The sequence below is a fragment of the Stenotrophomonas sp. KH_052 genome (assembly GCF_057838755.1).
The window spans coordinates 3,208,533-3,227,555 of record NZ_CM174475.1 but is presented as its reverse complement, the minus strand read 5'-3'; the positions used below and the strand labels follow the sequence as shown (position 1 = coordinate 3,227,555).

Annotated in this window: 16 protein-coding genes; 9 read left to right on the top strand and 7 right to left on the bottom strand. The window is 66.8% G+C overall.

What is annotated here, in order from left to right; translation table 11 throughout:
* Nucleotides 1-4: 4 nt before the first annotated feature.
* From AC3ITW_RS14890 to AC3ITW_RS14870, 5 genes are read left to right on the top strand one after another with little or no spacing between them, the layout of a single operon-like run.
* Nucleotides 5-1,345 carry a sugar ABC transporter substrate-binding protein gene (locus AC3ITW_RS14890; RefSeq protein ID WP_489389678.1) on the top strand — a complete coding sequence of 447 codons (1,341 nt, stop codon included), beginning with the start codon at nt 5-7 and terminating at the stop codon, nt 1,343-1,345.
* Nucleotides 1,342-2,223, top strand: a complete 882-nt coding sequence (locus tag AC3ITW_RS14885; protein WP_032129770.1) for a carbohydrate ABC transporter permease — start codon at nt 1,342-1,344, stop codon at nt 2,221-2,223. The genes AC3ITW_RS14890 and AC3ITW_RS14885 overlap by 4 nt, the downstream gene beginning before the upstream one ends.
* Nucleotides 2,220-3,056, top strand: coding sequence for a carbohydrate ABC transporter permease (locus AC3ITW_RS14880; protein ID WP_006378064.1), 837 nt, complete (start codon nt 2,220-2,222; stop codon nt 3,054-3,056). The genes AC3ITW_RS14885 and AC3ITW_RS14880 overlap by 4 nt, the downstream gene beginning before the upstream one ends.
* Nucleotides 3,053-6,220, top strand: a complete 3,168-nt coding sequence (locus tag AC3ITW_RS14875; RefSeq protein WP_197584974.1) for a discoidin domain-containing protein — start codon at nt 3,053-3,055, stop codon at nt 6,218-6,220. The genes AC3ITW_RS14880 and AC3ITW_RS14875 overlap by 4 nt, the downstream gene beginning before the upstream one ends.
* Nucleotides 6,221-6,222: 2 nt before the next feature.
* Complete coding sequence (locus AC3ITW_RS14870) at nt 6,223-7,110, top strand: endonuclease/exonuclease/phosphatase family protein (protein WP_100434996.1); 888 nt, start codon at nt 6,223-6,225, stop codon at nt 7,108-7,110.
* Between the two features lie 142 nt (nt 7,111-7,252).
* Here AC3ITW_RS14870 and rne read toward each other — a convergent pair whose 3' ends face one another.
* A complete protein-coding gene (rne, locus tag AC3ITW_RS14865; protein ID WP_489389677.1) occupies nt 7,253-10,522 on the bottom strand; it encodes a ribonuclease E in 3,270 nt (1,089 codons plus the stop codon).
* Nucleotides 10,523-10,929: 407 nt separating this feature from the next.
* Between rne and AC3ITW_RS14860 the strand changes: the two genes are divergently transcribed.
* Nucleotides 10,930-11,904, top strand: a complete 975-nt coding sequence (locus tag AC3ITW_RS14860) for an RluA family pseudouridine synthase (RefSeq protein ID WP_100434994.1) — start codon at nt 10,930-10,932, stop codon at nt 11,902-11,904.
* Between the two features lie 91 nt (nt 11,905-11,995).
* Here the strand turns inward: AC3ITW_RS14860 and zupT are convergent, their stop codons facing one another.
* The 3 genes from zupT to AC3ITW_RS14845 form a co-directional block, all read right to left on the bottom strand.
* Nucleotides 11,996-12,805: a zinc transporter ZupT gene (gene zupT, locus AC3ITW_RS14855; RefSeq protein WP_006456115.1), complete on the bottom strand. Its 810-nt coding sequence runs from the start codon at nt 12,803-12,805 to the stop codon at nt 11,996-11,998.
* Nucleotides 12,806-12,902: 97 nt separating this feature from the next.
* A complete protein-coding gene (locus AC3ITW_RS14850; protein ID WP_012511608.1) occupies nt 12,903-13,319 on the bottom strand; it encodes an energy transducer TonB in 417 nt (138 codons plus the stop codon).
* Nucleotides 13,316-13,666, bottom strand: coding sequence for a 4a-hydroxytetrahydrobiopterin dehydratase (locus AC3ITW_RS14845; protein ID WP_006377739.1), 351 nt, complete (start codon nt 13,664-13,666; stop codon nt 13,316-13,318). The genes AC3ITW_RS14850 and AC3ITW_RS14845 overlap by 4 nt, the downstream gene beginning before the upstream one ends.
* Nucleotides 13,667-13,756: 90 nt before the next feature.
* On the opposite strand from AC3ITW_RS14845, the gene AC3ITW_RS14840 reads away from it, so the two are divergent.
* Nucleotides 13,757-14,356: an NfuA family Fe-S biogenesis protein gene (locus tag AC3ITW_RS14840; protein ID WP_006377738.1), complete on the top strand. Its 600-nt coding sequence runs from the start codon at nt 13,757-13,759 to the stop codon at nt 14,354-14,356.
* A gap of 10 nt (nt 14,357-14,366) precedes the next feature.
* Entirely contained in the window at nt 14,367-16,133 is a 1,767-nt protein-coding gene (locus tag AC3ITW_RS14835) for a ribonuclease E domain-containing protein (RefSeq protein WP_197584976.1), read from the top strand.
* 144 nt (nt 16,134-16,277) lie between these two features.
* Here the strand turns inward: AC3ITW_RS14835 and AC3ITW_RS14830 are convergent, their stop codons facing one another.
* Both AC3ITW_RS14830 and AC3ITW_RS14825 read right to left on the bottom strand, forming a co-directional pair.
* A complete protein-coding gene (locus tag AC3ITW_RS14830; RefSeq protein ID WP_006377729.1) occupies nt 16,278-16,691 on the bottom strand; it encodes a barstar family protein in 414 nt (137 codons plus the stop codon).
* The gene (locus AC3ITW_RS14825; RefSeq protein WP_180889269.1) at nt 16,691-17,140 is read right to left on the bottom strand and encodes a guanyl-specific ribonuclease; all 450 of its coding nucleotides are present in this window, start codon (nt 17,138-17,140) and stop codon (nt 16,691-16,693) included. Before AC3ITW_RS14825 ends, AC3ITW_RS14830 begins: the two co-directional genes overlap by 1 nt.
* 219 nt (nt 17,141-17,359) lie before the next feature.
* Here AC3ITW_RS14825 and AC3ITW_RS14820 point away from each other — a divergent pair, with 219 nt between their 5' ends.
* Nucleotides 17,360-17,971, top strand: a complete 612-nt coding sequence (locus AC3ITW_RS14820) for a superoxide dismutase (RefSeq protein ID WP_414606363.1) — start codon at nt 17,360-17,362, stop codon at nt 17,969-17,971.
* Between the two features lie 132 nt (nt 17,972-18,103).
* Here the strand turns inward: AC3ITW_RS14820 and AC3ITW_RS14815 are convergent, their stop codons facing one another.
* Nucleotides 18,104-18,949 carry an endonuclease/exonuclease/phosphatase family protein gene (locus AC3ITW_RS14815; RefSeq protein ID WP_032971448.1) on the bottom strand — a complete coding sequence of 282 codons (846 nt, stop codon included), beginning with the start codon at nt 18,947-18,949 and terminating at the stop codon, nt 18,104-18,106.
* Nucleotides 18,950-19,023 lie beyond the last annotated feature (74 nt).

Sequence of the window (19,023 nt, the reverse complement as noted above, 5' to 3'; positions counted from 1 at the left end):
CCCGATGCCGAACTGGATCGACCGCCTGCGCCGCTGGGCGCTGCCTGCCCTGGCCGTATTGGCCGTGGCCGGCTGCGCCCGCACCGAGCCGGGCACCACTACCGTGCGCTTCTGGGCAATGGGCCGCGAAGCCGAGGTGGTCAGCGAGCTGATCCACGAGTTTGAAGCCGAGAATCCTGGCATCAAGGTGGATGTGCAGAACATCCCGTGGACGGCCGCGCACGAGAAGCTGCTGACCGCGTTCGCCGCCGACGGCCTGCCGGACGTGTGCCAACTCGGCAACACCTGGGTGCCGGAGTTCGCCGAACTCGACGCGCTGACGCCGCTGCAGCCATTCGTGCAGCGCTCGGCCGTGGTCGACCCGAAGGACTACTTCCAGGGCATCTGGGATACCAACGTGATCCACGGCGAGCTGGTCGGCGTGCCGTGGTATGTCGATACCCGCCTGATCTACTACCGCAAGGACCTGCTGGCCAAGGCCGGCTATGACCACCCGCCGCGCACCTGGCAGGAGTGGAACGAGCAGATGGCGGCGATCAAGCGCATGCAGGGCCCGAACCGCTATGCGGTGCTGATGCCGATCAACGAGTTCGAGCAGCAACTGTCGCTGGCGCTGCAGCAGCCGGATCCGCTGCTGCGCGACGACGACACCCGTGGCAATTTCTCCAGCCCCGGCTTCCGTCGCACACTGGGCTTCTACGCCAACATGTTCGAGCAGGGCTGGGCGCCGAAGATGTCCGAGACGCAGATCTCCAACGTCTGGGACGAGTTCTTCCGTGGCTTCAACGTGTTCTACATTTCCGGCCCCTGGAATATCCGCGAGTTCAAGAAGCTGCAGCCGAAGGAGCTGGAAGGGCAGTGGGGCACCGCCGCGCTGCCGGGTCCGGACGGCCCGGGCGCCGGCATCGCCGGTGGCACCAGCCTGGTGATCTTCCGCAAGTCGCAGCAGAAGGAAGCCTCCTGGAAGCTGATCGAGTTCCTGTCGCGACCGGAAATCCAGGCGCGCTTCCATTCGATCATCGGCGACCTGCCGCCGCGCCGCAGTACCTGGAACGCGCCGTCGCTGGCCAACGATCCGCTGGCCGCTGCGTTCCGTGACCAGCTGGAGCGGGTCAAGCCGACGCCGAAGGTGCTTGAATGGGAGCGCATCGTGCAGGAAATGCGCATCGTCACCGAGAAGGTGGTGCGTGGTGGCCTGGCGCAGGACAAGGCCGTGGAAGAGCTGGACCAGCGCGTGGACAAGGTGCTGGCCAAGCGCCGCTGGATGCATGAACAACAACGCCTGCAGCAGCGCGTGCCGTCGCCGCAATCGAGCAGTGCCGTGGCCGCCGGGAGCGCGCAATGAAACGTACCTCGCTTGCCGGCTGGGTTTTCGCCGGTCCCTCGCTGATCGTGCTGGGCATGTTCTTCGGCCTGCCGGTCGCCTCGGCGCTGGCGCTGAGCGTGACCGATTTCGACCTGTATGCCTTGGCCGACAGCAGCAACCTGCGCTTCGTCGGCCTCGGCAACTACATCGATCTGCTGCAGACGCCGATGTTCTGGAAGTCGCTGTGGAACACCACCTACTTCGTGTTGATCGGCGTGCCGTTGTCGATCGGCGTGTCGCTCGGCGCAGCCATGCTGCTGAATGCACCTGCCGCGCGTTTCAAGGCGCTGTTCCGCACCGCGCTGTTCGCGCCGGTGGTGACCACACTGGTGGCAGTGGCGGTGATCTGGCGCTACCTGTTCCATACCAGCTACGGCCTGGTGAACTACGGCCTGGGCCACCTGGGCATCAGCCCGATCGACTGGCTGGGTGATCCCAACTGGGCGATGCCGACCATCATGCTGTTCGCAGTGTGGAAGAACTTCGGCTACAACATGGTGATCTTCCTGGCCGGCCTGCAGGCGATCCCGCATGACCTGTACGAGGCCGCACGCATCGACGGCGCTTCGCGCTGGAAGCAGTTCCTGCATATCACCCTGCCGATGCTTGGCCCGGTGCTGCTGGTGGTTGGCGTGATCACGGTCTCGGGCTACTTCCAGCTGTTCGCCGAACCCTACGTGATGACCCGTGGCGACCCGCTGCAGAGCACCGTCAGCGTGCTGTATTTCATGTTCGAGGAAGGCTTCAAGTGGTGGAACCTGGGACGCGCCTCTGCAGTGGCGTTCCTGCTGTTCCTGATCATCCTGGCGGTGACCACCGTGATGCTGCGTTTCGGCCGCAAGAGGCAGTTGGTATGAGTCGTGAAATCGGCCAGTCGCGCTGGTACCCGTGGTTGATCAATGGTGCGTTGCTGGTGCTGGCCCTGGTCAGCCTGGCGCCGCTGCTGTGGATGCTCTCGGTTTCGTTCATGCCGCAGGGCGAGGCCACCCACTTCCCACCGCCGCTGTTGCCGTCCAGCATCACCACGCGCAACTACCATGAGTTGTTCGCGCGCACCGGGATGGGCGGCAACTTCGCCAACAGCCTGCTGGTGTCGGTGGGCATCACCCTCGGCTCGCTGCTGCTCAACACCATGGCCGGCTATGCGTTCGCCAAGCTGAACTTCGTCGGCCGCGAACGCCTGTTCCAGGTGTTGATGGCCGCACTGGTGATCCCGGCACAGGTGGCGATGCTGCCGCTGTTCCTGCTGATGAAGCAGCTGGGCCTGGTCAACAGCTTCGGCGGCGTGATCGTGCCGGCGCTGGCCAGCGTGTTCGGCATCTTCCTGGTCCGCCAGTACGCGCGTTCGATCCCGGACGAACTGCTGGAAGCGGCGCGCATAGATGGGGCAGGGGAGCTGCGCATCTTCTTCCAGATCGTGCTGCCGATGCTCAAGCCGGTGCTGGTGACCCTGGCCATCTTCACCTTCATGGGTGCATGGAACGATTTCATGTGGCCGTTGATCGTGCTGACCGACCAGGAGCACTACACTTTGCCGGTGGCGCTGGCCACCCTCTCGCGCGAGCACATCATGGACGTGGAGATGATGATGGCTGGCGCGGTGGTCACCGTGGTTCCGGTGCTGGCACTGTTCCTGGTGCTGCAGCGGTACTACATCCAAGGTCTGTTGCTGGGGAGCGTCAAAGGATGAAGCGAGCGATCGCCGTTGGACTGGGCCTGTTGTGGACCTCCCTGGCGATCGCCGCACCACCGGCGCTGCCGGCACCGAAGGTGCTGGACGACTTCGACGACATCAGTGCCTGGAAGCTGGTGCTGTCCGACCAGGTCAGCGGTTCGTTGCGGCCGGTCAGCGGTGCCGGCGGTGGCCGCGCGCTGTGCCTGGATTACGACTTCCACAAGGTTTCCGGCTATGTCGGCATCCGTCGCGCGCTGAACATCGAATACCCGGTCAACTATCGCTTCGGCTTCCAGCTGCGCGGTGACTCGCCGGGCAACGACCTGCAGTTCAAGCTGATCGACGCCAGCGGCGACAACGTCTGGTGGGTCAACCGTCCCGGCTATGCGTTCCCCAAGGCGTGGACACCGGTCGAGTACCGCCGCCGACAGATCGACAAGGCCTGGGGGCCGTCGCCCGAGAAGGAGATGTCGCGCAGCGCGGCGGTGGAATTCACCCTCTACAGCAAGGTCGGTGGGCGCGGCACGGTGTGCTTCGACAAACTGACCCTGCAGGGCCTGCCGCCGCAGGATGATTCGGCGCTGGTGCCGTCGGTGATCGCAGATACCGCGATGGCGCTGCAGGACCGCATGATCGACGGCAGGAGCGATACTTTCTGGATCAGTGGCGGGGTCAAGCAGCAGACCATCAGCCTGGACCTGCACAAGAGCCGCGAGATCGGTGGCGCGGTGATCGACTGGTTGCCGAACCTGGAGGCCCGCCGCTACACCGTGCGCACGTCCGAGGATGGCCGTGACTGGCGCACCGTGCGTGAGGTGACCAGTGGTGCCGGTGGCCGTGATTGGCTGGCGCTGCCGGATACCGATGCACGCTACGTGCGCTTCGACCTGCAGGATGGCCCGAACTGGCGCTACGGCATCCGTGATATCGCGCTCAAGCCGTTGGCCTTCGCCGCGACCCCGAACGCATTCCTGTCTTCGGTGGCCGCCGACCTGCCGCGCGGGTCGCTGCCGCGTGCCTACGTGGGCGAGCAGCCGTACTGGACCCTGCTGGGCCTCGATGGCGGCCAGGAGCAGGCGCTGATCAGCGAGGACGGCGCACTGGAGCCGGCCAAGGGCAGCTTCAGCATCGAACCGTTCATCCGCCTCGATGGCAAGCTGCTGGACTGGTCCAAGGTTGCCATCACCCAATCGCTGCAGGACCACTACCTGCCGATCGCCAACGTCGACTGGGTGCATGAGAAGGCCGGCCTGGCGGTGACCAGCTTCGTGCAGGGTACTCCCGAGCGCGCGCAGCTGATCGGCCGCTATCGTCTCAGCAACCCGGACAAGGTCGCGCACGAGTACACCCTGGCGCTGGCGATCCGTCCCTGGCAGGTCAACCCGCCGACACAGTTCCTCAACACCGTCGGTGGCTTCAGCCGTATCGATGCGCTGGATGTCGGCGAGCAGCTGGTGCGGATCAATGGCGAGCCGCGCATCTATCCGCTGCAGGTGCCGGACGCACGCTTCGCCAGCACCTTCGACGGCAAGCTGGATGCGATGCATCTGGCGGAGGGGAAGTATCCGGCCACCACGATGGTGAAGGACAGCACCGGCATGGCCTCCGGAGCGTTGCTGTACACGATCAAGCTGGAGCCCGGCCAGAGCCGCGAAGTGGCGGTGGTGCTGCCGCAGACCGGTGGTTGGGCACCGCAGGCCCTGGACGTGGCCAAGGCACAGGCGCAGGTGGCCGAACAGTGGCGACAGAAACTGGGCGTGGTGTCGCTGCAGGTGCCGGCCGCCGGCCAGGCGTTGGTCGATACCCTGCGTACTGCAGTCGCGCACATGCTGATCTCGCGTGTTGGCCCGCGCCTGCAGCCGGGCACGCGGTCATATGCGCGCAGCTGGATCCGAGACGGCGCGATGATTTCCGAAGGCCTGCTGCGCATGGGCCGCAGCGATGCGGTGCGCGACTACATCAATTGGTACGCGCCCTACCAGTTCGAGAACGGCAAGGTGCCGTGCTGCGTCGATGCACGCGGCAGCGACCCGGTGCCGGAGAACGACAGCCATGGCGAGCTGATCTACAGCATCGCCGAGTACGGGCGCTACACCGGCGACAGTACTTTCACCGAGCTGATGTGGCCGCATGTGCAGGGCGCCTACGGCTACATGGAGCAGCTGCGCGCCAGCGAACGCACCGAGGAGAACCGCGCGCGCAATCCTGCCTTCTACGGGATGATGCCGGCGTCGATCAGCCACGAGGGTTATTCGGCCAAGCCGATGCACTCGTACTGGGACAACTTCTGGGCGCTGCGCGGCTACAAGGATGCGGCGCAGCTGGCCACCCAGCTGGGCAAGGTTGAGGCGATGCAGATTGCCGAATCGCGCGACCAGTTCCGCGATGACCTGCAGGCGTCGCTGCTGTCGGCGATGCAGCAGCACAACATCGACTATCTCCCGGGTTCGGCCGAGCTGGGTGACTTCGACGCGACGTCGACCACCATCGCACTGGCCCCGGGCGGCGAACAGGGCAGGTTGCCGCAGCAGGCGCTGGAGGCGACCTTCGAACGCTACTGGAACGAGTTCGTTGCCCGTCGCGACGGCAAGCGCGAGTGGAAGGACTACACCCCGTACGAGTGGCGCAACGTGGCCGCGTTCGTGCGCCTGGGCTGGCGCGACCGTGCCTGGCAGGCCACCGAGTTCTTCTTCAAGGATCGCGCACCGCAGGCCTGGAACCAGTGGGCCGAAGTGGTCTCGCGTACGCCGCGCAAGCCGTTCTTCGTCGGCGACCTGCCGCATGCCTGGGTGGCCTCGGACTTCGTGCGCTCGGCGCTGGACATGTTTGCTTACCACCGCGACATGGACGACGCGCTGGTGCTGGCCGCGGGCGTGCCGAGCGCGTGGCTGCAGGGCGAGGGCATTGCCGTGCAGGGCCTGCGCACGCCGCAGGGCCAGCTGAACTATCGCCTGCAGCGCAGCGACAAGCAGCTGGTGCTGGAGGTGCAACCGGGCCTGGTGCCGCCGGTCGGCGGCGTGGTGCTGCCGTGGCCATACGCGGGTGATCCGGGCGAGGCGACCATCAACGGCGAAACGGCCGAGTGGGTCAACAAGGAACTGCACGTGCACCAGTTGCCGGCACGGGTCGAGATTGAAGTGCCAAGCGCGGTACGCCGCGCCGAACGCAAGGGACAGTAACAATGAAGCAACAGGGGACGAGGGCGCGCACGGTCGTGCGTGCCCTTGGGCTGGCCGTCGCGTTGGCACTGCCAGGCCTCGCGATGGCGGCGGCAACGCCGGCAACGACGTTGCCGGCCGATACCGCCCATGCGTCGGGCATGAGCATGGTCACCTTCAATCTGCATCATGATCGCGAGGACTGGCCGAGCCGCCGGCGCAGCATCGTTGCCGAACTCAAGCGCCTGCAGCCCGATGCGATTGCCCTGCAGGAGGTGATCCAGCGCCGTACCCTGCGCAACCAGGCGCAGTGGTTGGCCAGCCAGCTCGGCTACACGTATCTGTTCGTTTCCACCGATCCGGTCGGGGCCCCGAAGCGCTATGGTAATGCGCTGCTGACCCGGCGCCCGGTGCTGGCCCGGAACGATCACCTGCTGCTGCCGCTGGATGACTACCGCACCGTCGCCCATCTGCGCATCGACGTCGATGGCAGGCCAGTGAACGTCTATGCCACCCATCTCAATGAGCGCAGCGATGAAAGCGGGCAACGCATCCGTCGCACCCAGGTGGAGGATCTGCTGCGCTTCATCACGGCCACTTCCGCTGCGGCACCGGTGGTGATCGCAGGCGATTTCAACGCGCTGGTGGATGCCGGCGATCTGAGCGAACTGCGCAGCCGCTATGGCGACAGCTACGGCAGCGTGCATGTCAACACCGACCTGGCCGGGGTCAGTACACTCAACCGCCACTATTACCAGGCGCCATCGCGGATCGACCACATCTTCTTCCAGCAGGATGAAATGGTGGCGCGCGAGGCGAAGATCCTGTTCGACCAGCCCGACGACAGCGGCCGCTGGGCCTCGGACCACTACGGTGTGTGGACCCGCCTGCAATTCGCACCGAGCCCCTGACGCAGACACACTTCGGTAGGTGCCAACCTTGGTTGGCACGAACCAGCAGCGCCGACCAGGGTCGGCCTCTACCCAACGCACAAACAAAAACGGCGGGGATCATCGATCCCCGCCGTTTTGTTTTCACGCGATCAAAGATCGATCAGTTTGCCGGCGGCGTGCGCTTGGCAGCCTCTTCGTCTTCTTCGTCGGTCTTGGCTTCAGCAGCCTGGGCGGCCGCATCGGCGTGGCCATCGGCGACCGGGTCGATCGACGGCGTCACCACCGCCTCGGCGACCGGTGCAGCGGCTTCCACCGGCGCGGCTTCCACCACTACCGCAGCGACCGGCTGTTCAGCGATCGGCGCGGTCTCGACGACCTGCGGCGCTTCAACCGCCGGGGCAGCTTCAACCGCGACCGGCTTCGCTTCAACCACCGGGGCGGCTTCAACAACGTCCGGCTTCGATTCCACGACCGGAGCCGCCTCAACCACCACCGGCTTCGACTCAACCACCGGAGCGGCTTCAACCACCACCGGCTTCGCTTCGATCACCGGAGCGACGTCTTCCACGACCGGCTTCACTTCTGCCACCGGGGCGGCAACGACGACCGGCTGTGCCGGGGTGGCTGCGTCGATGGCGTCGAGCATGCTGGTCTGCACCGGCGAGGACGCCGTTTCGGGCTTGGCAATGGTCTCAACCGGGGCTGCGGTCTCGGCGACGGCCGGAACGGCGGCTTCGACCACAGCGCTGCTTACCACCGCGACCGGCGCGGCCACGACGGCTGCGGCGGCACGGGCCGGCTTCTCTGCTTCGACGGCGGCCGGTTCGGCCTCGTCGTCGAAATCGAACTCCGGCTGCGAACGGACCGGCTGGCTGACGGCGACCGGAGCGGCTTCGCTGGTGTTGCCGACGTTCGGTTCGGTGCCGTCGGCGTCATCGCCTTCGTCACCGTCGTCCTGGTCGTCGCCCAGGGCGTCATTGCCGGTCGCGTTCTCGGCGCCACCGCGGCGGCGACGGCGGCCACCACGACGGCCACGACGACGACGGCTCGCGCCTTCGCCAGTCTGGTCGCCCGTGGCCTCGGCCGTGGCCTCTTCACCGGTCACGACAGCGGCTTCAGCCTCGGTGCCTGCGGCCATGGCGGTCTCGACCACCGGTGCGGCGTCCACCGGTGCGGCAGTGGCAACCGGCGCAACCGGTGCAGTGGCTTCCTGCGCGGTCACGGTATTGGCGACGACCGCCGTCGCGGTCACCGCAGCGGCCGCGGGTGCTCCTTCAGCAGCGGCTTCGGCGGCGTTGCGCTGCGGCTTCTCGGCCGGCTTGTCGCCGTCCTGCTGCGGACGCGGCTGCCGGGGTTGCTTCAGCTTCGGCTGCTGCTGCGGGTTCTGGGCCTGCGGTTCGTTGCGCGGCTTGTTCTGCTGCGGCTGCTGCTGGCCGTCCTTCTGCTGATCCTTCTGCTTGCCCTGCTGCTGCAGGGCATTACCAGTGCCAGGATTGGCGCCGTTGCCACCCTGGCGGCCGTCCTTGCGCTGCTCACCGCGGTCCTTGCGGTTGCCGCCGTCCTTCTGCTGCTGCGCATTGCCGTTGCCGCGGCTGTCATCGCGACGGTCCTTGCGGTCCTTGTTGCGATCCTTGTTGCGGTCACGGCGGCCACCGTCCTGTTGCGGCTGGCGTGCGGCCGGAGCCGGTGCGGGCGCCGGTGCCGGCTCGCCGCCAAAGATGCGCTTCAGCCAGCCGACGACGCCACCACTGGCGGCTGCGGCCGGAGCGACCGCGGCCACTGGTGCCGGAGCCGGGGCTGCAGCCGGCTCAACTTCCTCACGCACCGGGGCGGGGGAGTTGTGCTTGACCTGGGTCACCATCGGCGGCGGGATGTTCAGCTGGCCCTTGGTCAGCGCGTGCACCGGCAGCTTGCGCGGGGTGCCGCGCTGGTAACTCGGCCTGCCACTTTCCTCACCCAGCTCGTTGTCGCGCAGGCGGGTGACGGCGTAGTGCGGGGTGTGCAGCTGCTCATCGGCGACGATCACGATCGGCGCCTCATGGCGCTGCTCGATCTCGCGCAGAGCGCTGCGCTTCTCGTTCAACAGGTAATTGGCGATCTCCACCGGGGCCTGCACCAGCACCTGCCCGGTGTTCTCCTTCATCGCGTGCTCTTCGGCGACGCGGATGATCGACAGCGACAGCGACTCGACGCTGCGCATGCGGCCGTGGCCGTCGCAACGCGGGCAGACGATCTGGCTCGACTCGCCCAGGCTCGGGCGCAGGCGCTGGCGGCTCATTTCCAGCAGGCCGAAGCGCGAGATGCGGCCGACCTGCACGCGTGCACGGTCGTACTTCAGCGCGTTGGCGAGGCGGTTCTCGACCTCACGCTGGTGCTTGTTGGAGGCCATGTCGATGAAATCGATGACCACCAGGCCTCCCAGGTCGCGCAGGCGCAGCTGGCGGGCCACTTCCTCGGCCGCTTCCAGGTTGGTCTGGAAGGCGGTGTCCTCGATGTCGCTGCCCTTGGTGGCGCGCGAGGAGTTCACGTCGACGGCGGTCAGCGCTTCGGTCTGGTCGACCACGATCGAACCACCCGACGGCAGGCGTACGTTGCGCTCGTAGGCGCCCTCGATCTGCGATTCGATCTGGAAGCGGTTGAACAGCGGGATGTCGTCCTTGTAATGCTTGAGCTTGCGCAGGGTCTGCGGCATCACCTGCTGCATGAACTCCTTGGCGTGCTCGTACATCTCCTCGGTGTCCACCAGGATCTCGCCGATGTCGGCACGCAGGTAGTCACGCAGGGCGCGCACGATCAGGCGCGATTCCTGGTAGATCAGGAACGGGGCCGGCTTGCTCAGCGCCGCTTCGGCGATGGCGCGCCAGACGTTCAGCAGGTAATCCAGATCCCACTGCAGCTCTTCGGCATCGCGGCCGACGCCGGCGGTGCGGATGATCACGCCCATGTCGTCGGGGATATTGAGCTTGTCCAGGGCGTCCTTCAGGGCGGCCCGGTCTTCGCCTTCGATGCGACGGGAGACACCGCCCGCGCTGGGCGAGTTCGGCATCAGCACCATGTAGCGGCCGGCCAGGGAGATGAACGTGGTCAGGGCAGCGCCCTTGTTGCCACGCTCTTCCTTGTCCACCTGGACGACGATTTCCTGGCCTTCCCTCAGCAGCTCGCGGATGCCGGCCTTGTTGTGGTCGACACCGGCCTGGAAGTAGTCGCGGGAGATTTCCTTCAGCGGCAGGAAGCCATGGCGGCCGCCACCGTATTCAACGAAGGCCGCTTCCAGCGAGGGCTCGATGCGGAAGATCCGGCCCTTGTAGATGTTGGACTTCTTCTGTTCCTTCGACGGCTGTTCGATGTCGATGTCATACAACGACTGGCCATCCACGATGGCAACACGCAGCTCTTCAGCCTGCGTGGCGTTGATCAGCATTCGCTTCATTGTTGCGTTCCTCGCAAGCGGCTACCGCGCGGAACGCCATGGGGTTTCGCCTCTGGACACGGTTCGCCGCCCATTCGCGCAAGCGCGGGGAGGGCGGCTTGGGTTTCCAGCGCTACGACACCACGGCAGGCCGCGGGAGCGCTTCACTCTTATGGGTTTTGGGGTGTTACAGGCCGCAGGCAGCTGTCAGCCAGGCTGGAGCGCCACGCGGGACATGTTCAGCACGGTTGTGTGTCAGACATCCGGCGATGGCCGGGAAGGCCGGTGAGCCGCTAACATGGCCGCCCCGCGGGCGGTGGTCGCGCACTGTGCCGGATTCGTCGGAAGCTGGGCTTCTGGCCCTGAGTAACTTCCAACGAAATCAATCCCTTATATCGCCCCCCGAGTGTAACAGAATAAACAGCCTGATGACCGCCCAAGACCCCACCAAGCCCGCTGGCGACAAGCCTTCCGTGCGCATGATCACCGTTCCCGCCGACCGCGCCGGCCAGCGCCTGGACAATTTCCTGCTCGGCCAACTGAAGGGCGCCCCGCGCAGCCTGGTCTACAAGCTGGTGCGCAGCGGCCAGGTGCGGGTGAATGGCGGCCGCGCCAAGGCCGAGCGGAAGCTGGAGGCCGGTGACGAGGTGCGCGTGCCGCCGGTTCGTCTCACTGAGGAAGGAGACAAGGCCGGTCCGCCGGAGGCGTTCATGCGCCGCCTGGAGCAGGCCATCGTCTTCGAGGATGCCCGTCTGCTGGCCCTGAACAAGCCAACCGGTGTGGCCAGCCACGGCGGCAGCGGCATCAGCTTCGGCGCCATCGAGACCCTGCGCGCCCTGCGCCCGGGGCAGACCCTGGAGCTGGTCCATCGGTTGGATCGCGACACCTCGGGCCTGCTGATCGTGGCCAAGAAGCGCTCGGCACTGAGCGAGCTGCAGGCACTGCTGCGTGAAGACCATGGTGCCGGTATCCGCAAGCGCTACCTGACCCTGCTGGCCGGGCGCATGCCCGACGGCGTGATGACCGTCGATGCGCCGCTGCACGTGGGCCTGCGCCAGGGCGGCGAGCGCCATGTGCAGGTCAATGCGATCGGCAAGGAATCGATCAGCCACTTCCGCGTGCTGGAGCGTCGCGGTGGTCATTCGTACTGCGAGGTGCGCATCGAAACCGGTCGCACCCACCAGATCCGCGTGCACGCCCAGCATCTGGGGCATCCGGTGGCCGGTGACGATAAATACGGCGATCCGGCAGTGAACAAGCGGCTTCGTGAGCAGATCGGGCTGAAACGCCTGTTCCTGCACGCAGCCTCGCTGGAGTTCGCGCTGGACGCGGGCAAGACCCCTTACGTGCTGAGCGCGCCGCTGGCCGATGAGCTGGTCGAGGCGCTGGACCGGCTTCGCTGAAGGTGGTGCCGGTCACTGCCGTCAGGCATGGCCTGGCGCTACCTGGGGCCGGTAGATCCACGCCATGCGTGGATGCGGCTTGCGGGGCCGCTCACCACTTGAACAGCACCAGGCTGATCGCCAGCGTGCCCATGCCTGCCACCAGCCCATACACCGTTTCGTGGCCCTTGGCATAGCGCTTGGCCGCCGGCAGCAGCTCATCCAGCGCCAGGAACACCATCACACCGGCGATCAGCCCGAACACCCAGCCGAAGGTGGCGTGCGACAGTGATCCGGACAGCAGCCAGTAGCCAAGCGCCGCACCCACCGGTTCGGCCAGGCCGGACAGAAGGCTGGCACTGAACGCGTAGAACTTGTTCTGGGTGGCGAAGTACACCGGCACCGCAATGGCGATGCCCTCGGGAATGTTGTGGATGGCGATGGCGAAGGCCAGCGGCATGCCCACCGACGGGCTCTCCAGCGTCGCGAAGAACGTTGCCAGTCCTTCCGGGAAATTGTGCGCGGTGATCGCGATCGAGGTCAGCAGGGCGACACGCTTCAGGTACTCGCGGCTGTTCTCGCGGAACGCCGGGTCCTGTTTGTCCAGGCTGTCATGCGGGTTGGGGATGAAGTGGTCGATCAGCACGATCACGATCACGCCCAGCAGGAAGGCCAGGGTGCCGTAGGTGAAGCCGGTGCGCTCGCCATAGGCCAGCGCGAACGACGCAATGGACTTGTTGAGGATCTCCGACAGCGACACATAGACCATCGCGCCGCCGGCGAAGGCCAGGCCGAACGCCAGCAGGCGCGGATTGGGTCGGCGCGAGAACAGCACCAGCAGGCTGCCGATGGCGGTGGCGAGGCCGGCCGCGAGGGTGACCGCCAGCGCGATCCAGACATTTTCGGGGGGAATCTGCAGCATGTACCGACGCGATCCTGGTCAACAGACAACCGCCCCGGACAGGGCCGGGGCGGCAAGGGCGAGGCGGGCGTCGGCTGGCCTCGTCGGGTGCGGGCGATCAGCCGCCGCGGCGCAGGCGTTCTTCGACCGCGAAGCACTGGTCCGGCTTCGGCTGCGGCGGGTTGAAGCTGACCGGCACCTGGATGGTGGCGGGCACCGGCTGGCCATTGCGGGTGGCGGCGTTGAACTGCCAGCCCTGTACCGCGGTCTTGGCCAGTTCGTCCAGCTGCGGGTTGCCGGCGCCGGTCAGCAGGGCGACCTCGCTGGGCTTGCCGTCGGTGCCGATGGTCACCTTGAAGGTGCTGGTACCCCCCACGCCCATGCAGGCCAGTTCCAGCGGGTACTGCGGCGGCGGCGTCTTAACCGCAGCCACTTCGGTCGGCGGCGGCGGTGGCGGGGCCGCCGGTTCGGACGCGCCACAACCGGCCAGGCCGGTCGCAGCGATCAGGGACAGGCTCAGCAGGCGTACGTTCATGGCAGTTGCTCCGTCAGGGCCGAAGTCTTGGCCGCGCAGATGAAGTCGTTTTCGCTCAGGCCGCCCACGTCGTGGGTGGAAAAGCGCACGACCGCGCGGTCGTAGTGCACGCCCAGGTCCGGGTGATGGTCCTCGTGGTGGGCAATCCAGGCCAGCGCGTTCACGAAGGCCATGGTGGCGTAGTAGTTCTTGAAGCGGAAGGTGCGCAGCAGCGCCTGGCCTCCCTCGCTCAGCTCCCAGCCGGGAACCTGCGGCAACAGTTCGGCCAGGCGGGCTTCGCCGAGCTTGTGGTCGCTGCCTTTGCGCGGCACGCAACGGGCCTGGGCCAGCGGAATCAGGTCGGCCATGGGAATCTCCACCTCGTGTTGACTGAACAATGCGCCGGACGGTGTATAAACCGAATGAGCGGCTGACGCTTACTTGGCTAGAATAGCCTGATGATCCAGATCTCCGACACTGCCCAGACCCATTTCCGCAAGCTGATCGAACGCGAGGGCGCGCCCGGCATGGGCGTGCGCCTGAGCGCGGTCGATCCCGGTACCCCGCGCGCCGATGCCCGGCTGGAGTTCGCCGAGCCGAGCGACCTGCTTGGTGACGAGTGGGCGGTGGACTGCGATGGCTTCACCCTCTACGTCGATGCAGCCAGCGTGGGTTGGCTTGACGGTGCCGAGATCGACATCGTCGCCGGTACCGCGGGCGCCCAGCAGCTGACCATCAAGGCACCGCGCATCAAGGGCGAAGCGCCCGGTGATGCCGCCTCGCTGGTGGAGCGCGTGCACTGGGTGGTGGAAAACGAAATCAACCCGCAGCTGGCGTCGCATGGCGGCAAGGTAGCGGTGCAGGAAGTCTCGGCTGAAGGCGTGGTGCTGCTGCGCTTCGGTGGTGGTTGCCAGGGCTGTGGCATGGCCGATGTGACCCTCAAGCAGGGTATCGAGAAGACCCTGATGGGCCGCGTGCCGGGCGTCACCGCTGTGCGTGACGCGACCGACCACGACAGTGGCCACGCGCCGTATATTCCTCGCGGCAACGCCGCCTGATCGCTGACGCGTGCCTCTGACCCGGGCCGAGCAACTCATCGATCTTCTGCTGGCGCGCCAGCAGCCAAGCGCCGTCCTCGAAAAAACCACGCGCCTGCCGTATGGCTGGGCGCTGTGGCTGCGCTCGCTGGGCCCGCTGCCGCGACCATTGCACGCCCGCGATGTCATTGCGGTACTGCTGCCGCGCCCGCTGCCTGGCCCGCCTGGCCGGTTGCCTGCGTTGTCCCCCTGGCAGGCGCTGCGCCGCTTGTTCTGGCAGGACTGGGATGCGGCGCCGCGCGACCAGCGCTGGATGCGTTGGATCTCGGCACTGGCCAGTGCGCTGCTGCACCTGCTGTTCTTCGTACTGTTGCTGTGGGTTGCCGTGATCCGCACCACCGAGCCGGAGCAGGAAGGTGCCGAAGGCGAGCGTGTGCAGGTGGAGTTCGTGGGTCGCGCGAGCCAGGAAGGCGGGGGCGATCAGCCGGGTGCCGAGGCGGCTGCGGCGGCACAGGCCGGCCAGGTTGCCGTCGGCCAGGAAGCAGGGACGGCGACTGCACCTGAGCCGCGTCCTGCGGCCGCGTCGTCGCCCGCACCCGCACCGGCTCCAGCACCGACAGCCAGCATGCCGTCGCCGCCGGCCGAAGCCGAACCCGCACCGGTTGCCGCGCCGCCGCCGTCGCCGGTGCAGGCTACCGAAGTGGCCCAGGCCAGCACCGATTTCGTGGTGCCACCGGTCAGCGTGCCGCGCACCGAGGTCAGCATCGTGCCGCGCGATACCACGCCCACGGTGCACGAGCGCAGCGTGCAGCCAGTGCAGGCAACGCCGACGCCCACTACGGTGCAGGCGCCTGAGGTTGCGGTGCGATCGCCGCAGTTGCGCGAGATCCAAGTGCAGGAGCGCGAAGTCAGTACGGTCGACGCGCCGGTTGCGCCGCAGCCGCTGCGCACGGCCGACGTGCAGGTGCGCGTGCCGCAGCGCGACGTGCAAGTGCGCGAGCGTGAAGTGCAGGCGGTGGTCGATCCGCAGGTGCGGATGGCAACCGTCGCCGGTCGTGAACCGGCGGTGCATGCGCCGGCGGGTCGTGACGTACAGGTGCGCGAGCGCGAAGTAGCCTCGGCACCGGCGGCGGCCCCATCGTCTTCCAGTGGGAATGCGCCCGCGGCAACGCCCGCGCCGGTAGCCAATGGCAGCGCGACGCAGGCGAGCAGCAGTACTGCGCGGCCTGCTGCATCCAGCACGACCCCGGCTCAGGCTGGGGCGCGCCCGGCGCCCAATCCGGGCAACTGGGCCACGCCCGCCAAGGGTGATGACTGGGGCGCGTCAAGCCGCAACCATGACGGCGCCGACAATGGCGCCCGCCAGGCCAGCACCGCCGGCAAGGGCAGTGGCCTTTTCAATGCCGATGGCAGCGTCCGCGTGCCGGGCCAGGAAGGCGAGGGTCGTGCCGAGCGCGGTGCGCCCGGTGGCGCCAACGATGGCTGGAGCAAGGAGCGCATCGCGCAATCGGGCACCTGGTTGAAGCGACCGCCTTACGACTACACGCCCACCTCGTTCGACAAGTACTGGGTGCCGCAGGAATCGCTGCTGGCCGAATGGGTGCGCAAGGGCATCAAGGCGATGGAGATTCCATTGCCGGGTACGAATTCGAAGATCTCCTGCGTGATCTCGATCCTGCAGGCGGGCGGCGGCTGCGGGCTGACCAACCCGAACATGCAGGACCAGCCGGCCGTGGCGCGACCACCGCCGGACATCCCGTTCAAGAAAGAGCTGCAAGAAGATAACGGCAGCCGCTAGGCAGGGGGCCGCGCCCCGCACGCTGGGCGGCTCGCGCTTTGGAAGGTGCCAACCTTGGTTGGCACAGAAACGCCGACCAAGGTCGGCATCTACCAAGGCATCAGCGCATGCCGACCAAGGTCGGCATCTACCGGGGCATCGACCTCACGCGCTCTGCGACAGGAACACCCAGAACGGTACGTCACGGCCGACCCAGTCGCGGCTGGCTTCGTCCATCACGTCCAGCAGGGTATCGAAATCCTTCTGCGTGGCCGCACGGAATGCGTCGACATCGGCCAGGAACAGCGCATAGCCGTTGGCCGGCAGCCACTGCAGGTCGCGCAGATTGTCCGACAGCGCATCCCAGTTGCCGCCGAATCCCGCCGGGAAATCCAGCTGCGCAGCCAGACGGGCGAGCAGGGTGCGCTTGTCGGCCACGCCATCCAGGTCGATGCGGATCACCTTCAGGCCGGCATCGCGCATCGCTGCAGCCAGTGCGCTGATGTCGTCGCTGTCGATGGCATAGACGCCTGCATTGTTGATGTCGTGCAGGCCGAGGCCGAAATCGTCGTGGCTCATTACTGCGCTCCCGGGGCCGGTACGGTGAAACTGCGGAACGATGCGTAGTGGTCGTCGGTGTAGTACCACGCCTCCGGCGGATCGCCACCGGTGACGATGCGACGAGCGCCACGGGTGCGCGCGCCGGGGGTATCGACGGTGTACTCACGATAGTAGCCGCGCGGTCGCTGCGGCAGGCGCTGCTCGCGGTTGCCGAAGGTGCTGCCGTCCTGGCGATGCGGGAACGGACCGCCGCGCTGGATCAGGGCAATGGTCTGGCGTGCCTCGGCGGGCAGGAAGGCCGGCAGGCCGCTGTCATTGCTGCTGCGTGCAGGCGTTGTGCGTGCAGCGGGCGCGCTCTGCAGGTCCGGTGCGAACTGCGGCGCCGGAGGCCGCTGCATGAAATGGTTGACGACCAGGCCGAGCACGAGCAGGGCGATGGCGGTGATCAGCAGCCGGGGGTTGCGCATGGGCAGTGGCGGGCGAGGGTGGTGCACGCACTGTAGCGCCTGTGCGCTGCACGGTGCATGAGGAAGGCGATGCGTCACCGCTGCGTAACAATTGCCGTCATGCTCACCGGCAGGACGCAATTTCCTTTACATCCCCCTTGGTAATCTGGCGCTCTGTCCCCATCATTCACCGCGCAACGCCCGACACCGTCGGGTGCCCTCGCAATCAGGAGATGCATCATGGCCTATACCCTGCCCAAGCTGTCCTACGCCTACGACGCGCTGGAACCGCATATCGATGCTGCGACGATGGAAATCCATCACACCAAGCATCACCAGACCTACATCAACAACGTCAACGCGGCGCTGGAAGGCACCGAGTACGCTGACCTGCCGGTCGAAGAACTGGTGAAGAAGCTCAAGTCGCTGCCGGAGAACCTGCAGGGTCCGGTGCGCAACAACGGTGGCGGCCATGCCAACCACTCGCTGTTCTGGACCGTGATGGCTCCGAATGCTGGCGGCAACCCGGTGGGCGACGTGGCCAAGGCCATCGACAAGGACCTGGGCGGCTTCGACAAGTTCAAGGACGCCTTCACCAAGGCGGCGCTGACCCGTTTCGGCAGCGGCTGGGCGTGGCTGAGCGTGACCCCGGACAAGAAGGTCGTGGTCGAGAGCACCGGCAACCAGGACAGCCCGCTGATGGAAGGCAACACCCCCATCCTCGGCCTGGACGTGTGGGAACACGCGTACTACCTGAAGTACCAGAACCGTCGTCCGGAATACATCGGCGCGTTCTTCAACGTCATCGACTGGAACGAAGTCGAGCGCCGTTACCAGAAAGCGATCGCCTGATCGCGGTAACGGGATGAACTGAGAAGGCCGGGGGAGACCCCGGCCTTTTCTGTTGCAGGAGTCATGCGGTAGTGCCGGCCGCTGGCCGGCAATCGTGTGGTACCCGAGGAGCCGGCCAGCGGCCGGCACTACCTATTCGGCCTTGGCCGTATCACCCTGCAGCCGCAGGGTGGCCATCACGCCCAGGCGCAGGCCGGGCAGGTCGCCGTCGGCTGGCAGCAGGATCGGCTGCTGGCGGATGCCGCCGAAATGCTTGACCTGGAACAGCACATCCAGGCCATGGCCACTGGTGCCACCGCCACTGGCCGCAGGCGCCTCGGCGCGGCCGCCGGGATTGCGCCGGGCCGGCTGGAAGCCGGGCGTACTGCGCACCAGTTCCACCGTGTTGGCGGAGAAATCGCCGGCGATCAGGCTGGGCATGCCCTCGGCGGTGGCGCCGATCCAGGTCATCAGGTCGCTGGTCTGATGCTGGCGGGCGGTGGCCTCGTCCGGGTCCGGGCGCAGCCGTGCCACATAGATGTTGACCAGTGCCTCGCCCAGCTTCAGCCGCATCATGCCGGCGGCGCTGAAGGTGCCGGGTGGGTGCAGCAGGGTCACGCCATCCTCGCTGACCGGCAGCCGGGTCAGCATCGCGTTGCCATGCCGCAACGGCTGGCTGGGCGGATCGGCGGTAACGAAGTCGCAGCTGTAGCGCAGCCGGCTGGCCAGCCAGCAGGCCGGATTGCGGCCCTGCTGCTGCAGCACCTGCTGCACCGAGATCACGTCCGGCTGCAGATCGGTCAGCAACTGTGCGACCTGCTCACGGCGCAACTTCCATTGCGCGTCATCGCGGCTGGGCAGTTCCAGCGCGGCCACGGTGAGTTGCCGGGGCTCGCTCTCGCTGGCGGTGGCCGTTGCCTGCGGCCGCGCCTGTGCCTGCAACGCCATCAGCAGCACCAGGCAACTGAGCAGGAGACGGGCGGGGGCGAGGGGGCGCATAACGATAAGTTTACGCTTTTGTCGTGCAGGTGCCGTGACTTCCGACACGGAGTGTCGCTGCCTGCCATGGATTG

What these genes read in the sequence shown, in the direction of transcription:
- AC3ITW_RS14890 (WP_489389678.1), top strand. Translation starts at nt 5, where the DNA reads ATGCCGAACTGGATCGACCGCCTGCGCCGCTGGGCGCTGCCTGCCCTG.
- AC3ITW_RS14885 (WP_032129770.1), top strand. Translation starts at nt 1,342, where the DNA reads ATGAAACGTACCTCGCTTGCCGGCTGGGTTTTCGCCGGTCCCTCGCTG.
- AC3ITW_RS14880 (WP_006378064.1), top strand. Translation starts at nt 2,220, where the DNA reads ATGAGTCGTGAAATCGGCCAGTCGCGCTGGTACCCGTGGTTGATCAAT.
- AC3ITW_RS14875 (WP_197584974.1), top strand. Translation starts at nt 3,053, where the DNA reads ATGAAGCGAGCGATCGCCGTTGGACTGGGCCTGTTGTGGACCTCCCTG.
- AC3ITW_RS14870 (WP_100434996.1), top strand. Translation starts at nt 6,223, where the DNA reads ATGAAGCAACAGGGGACGAGGGCGCGCACGGTCGTGCGTGCCCTTGGG.
- rne (WP_489389677.1), bottom strand. Translation starts at nt 10,522, where the DNA reads ATGAAGCGAATGCTGATCAACGCCACGCAGGCTGAAGAGCTGCGTGTT.
- AC3ITW_RS14860 (WP_100434994.1), top strand. Translation starts at nt 10,930, where the DNA reads ATGACCGCCCAAGACCCCACCAAGCCCGCTGGCGACAAGCCTTCCGTG.
- zupT (WP_006456115.1), bottom strand. Translation starts at nt 12,805, where the DNA reads ATGCTGCAGATTCCCCCCGAAAATGTCTGGATCGCGCTGGCGGTCACC.
- AC3ITW_RS14850 (WP_012511608.1), bottom strand. Translation starts at nt 13,319, where the DNA reads ATGAACGTACGCCTGCTGAGCCTGTCCCTGATCGCTGCGACCGGCCTG.
- AC3ITW_RS14845 (WP_006377739.1), bottom strand. Translation starts at nt 13,666, where the DNA reads ATGGCCGACCTGATTCCGCTGGCCCAGGCCCGTTGCGTGCCGCGCAAA.
- AC3ITW_RS14840 (WP_006377738.1), top strand. Translation starts at nt 13,757, where the DNA reads ATGATCCAGATCTCCGACACTGCCCAGACCCATTTCCGCAAGCTGATC.
- AC3ITW_RS14830 (WP_006377729.1), bottom strand. Translation starts at nt 16,691, where the DNA reads ATGAGCCACGACGATTTCGGCCTCGGCCTGCACGACATCAACAATGCA.
- AC3ITW_RS14825 (WP_180889269.1), bottom strand. Translation starts at nt 17,140, where the DNA reads ATGCGCAACCCCCGGCTGCTGATCACCGCCATCGCCCTGCTCGTGCTC.
- AC3ITW_RS14820 (WP_414606363.1), top strand. Translation starts at nt 17,360, where the DNA reads ATGGCCTATACCCTGCCCAAGCTGTCCTACGCCTACGACGCGCTGGAA.
- AC3ITW_RS14815 (WP_032971448.1), bottom strand. Translation starts at nt 18,949, where the DNA reads ATGCGCCCCCTCGCCCCCGCCCGTCTCCTGCTCAGTTGCCTGGTGCTG.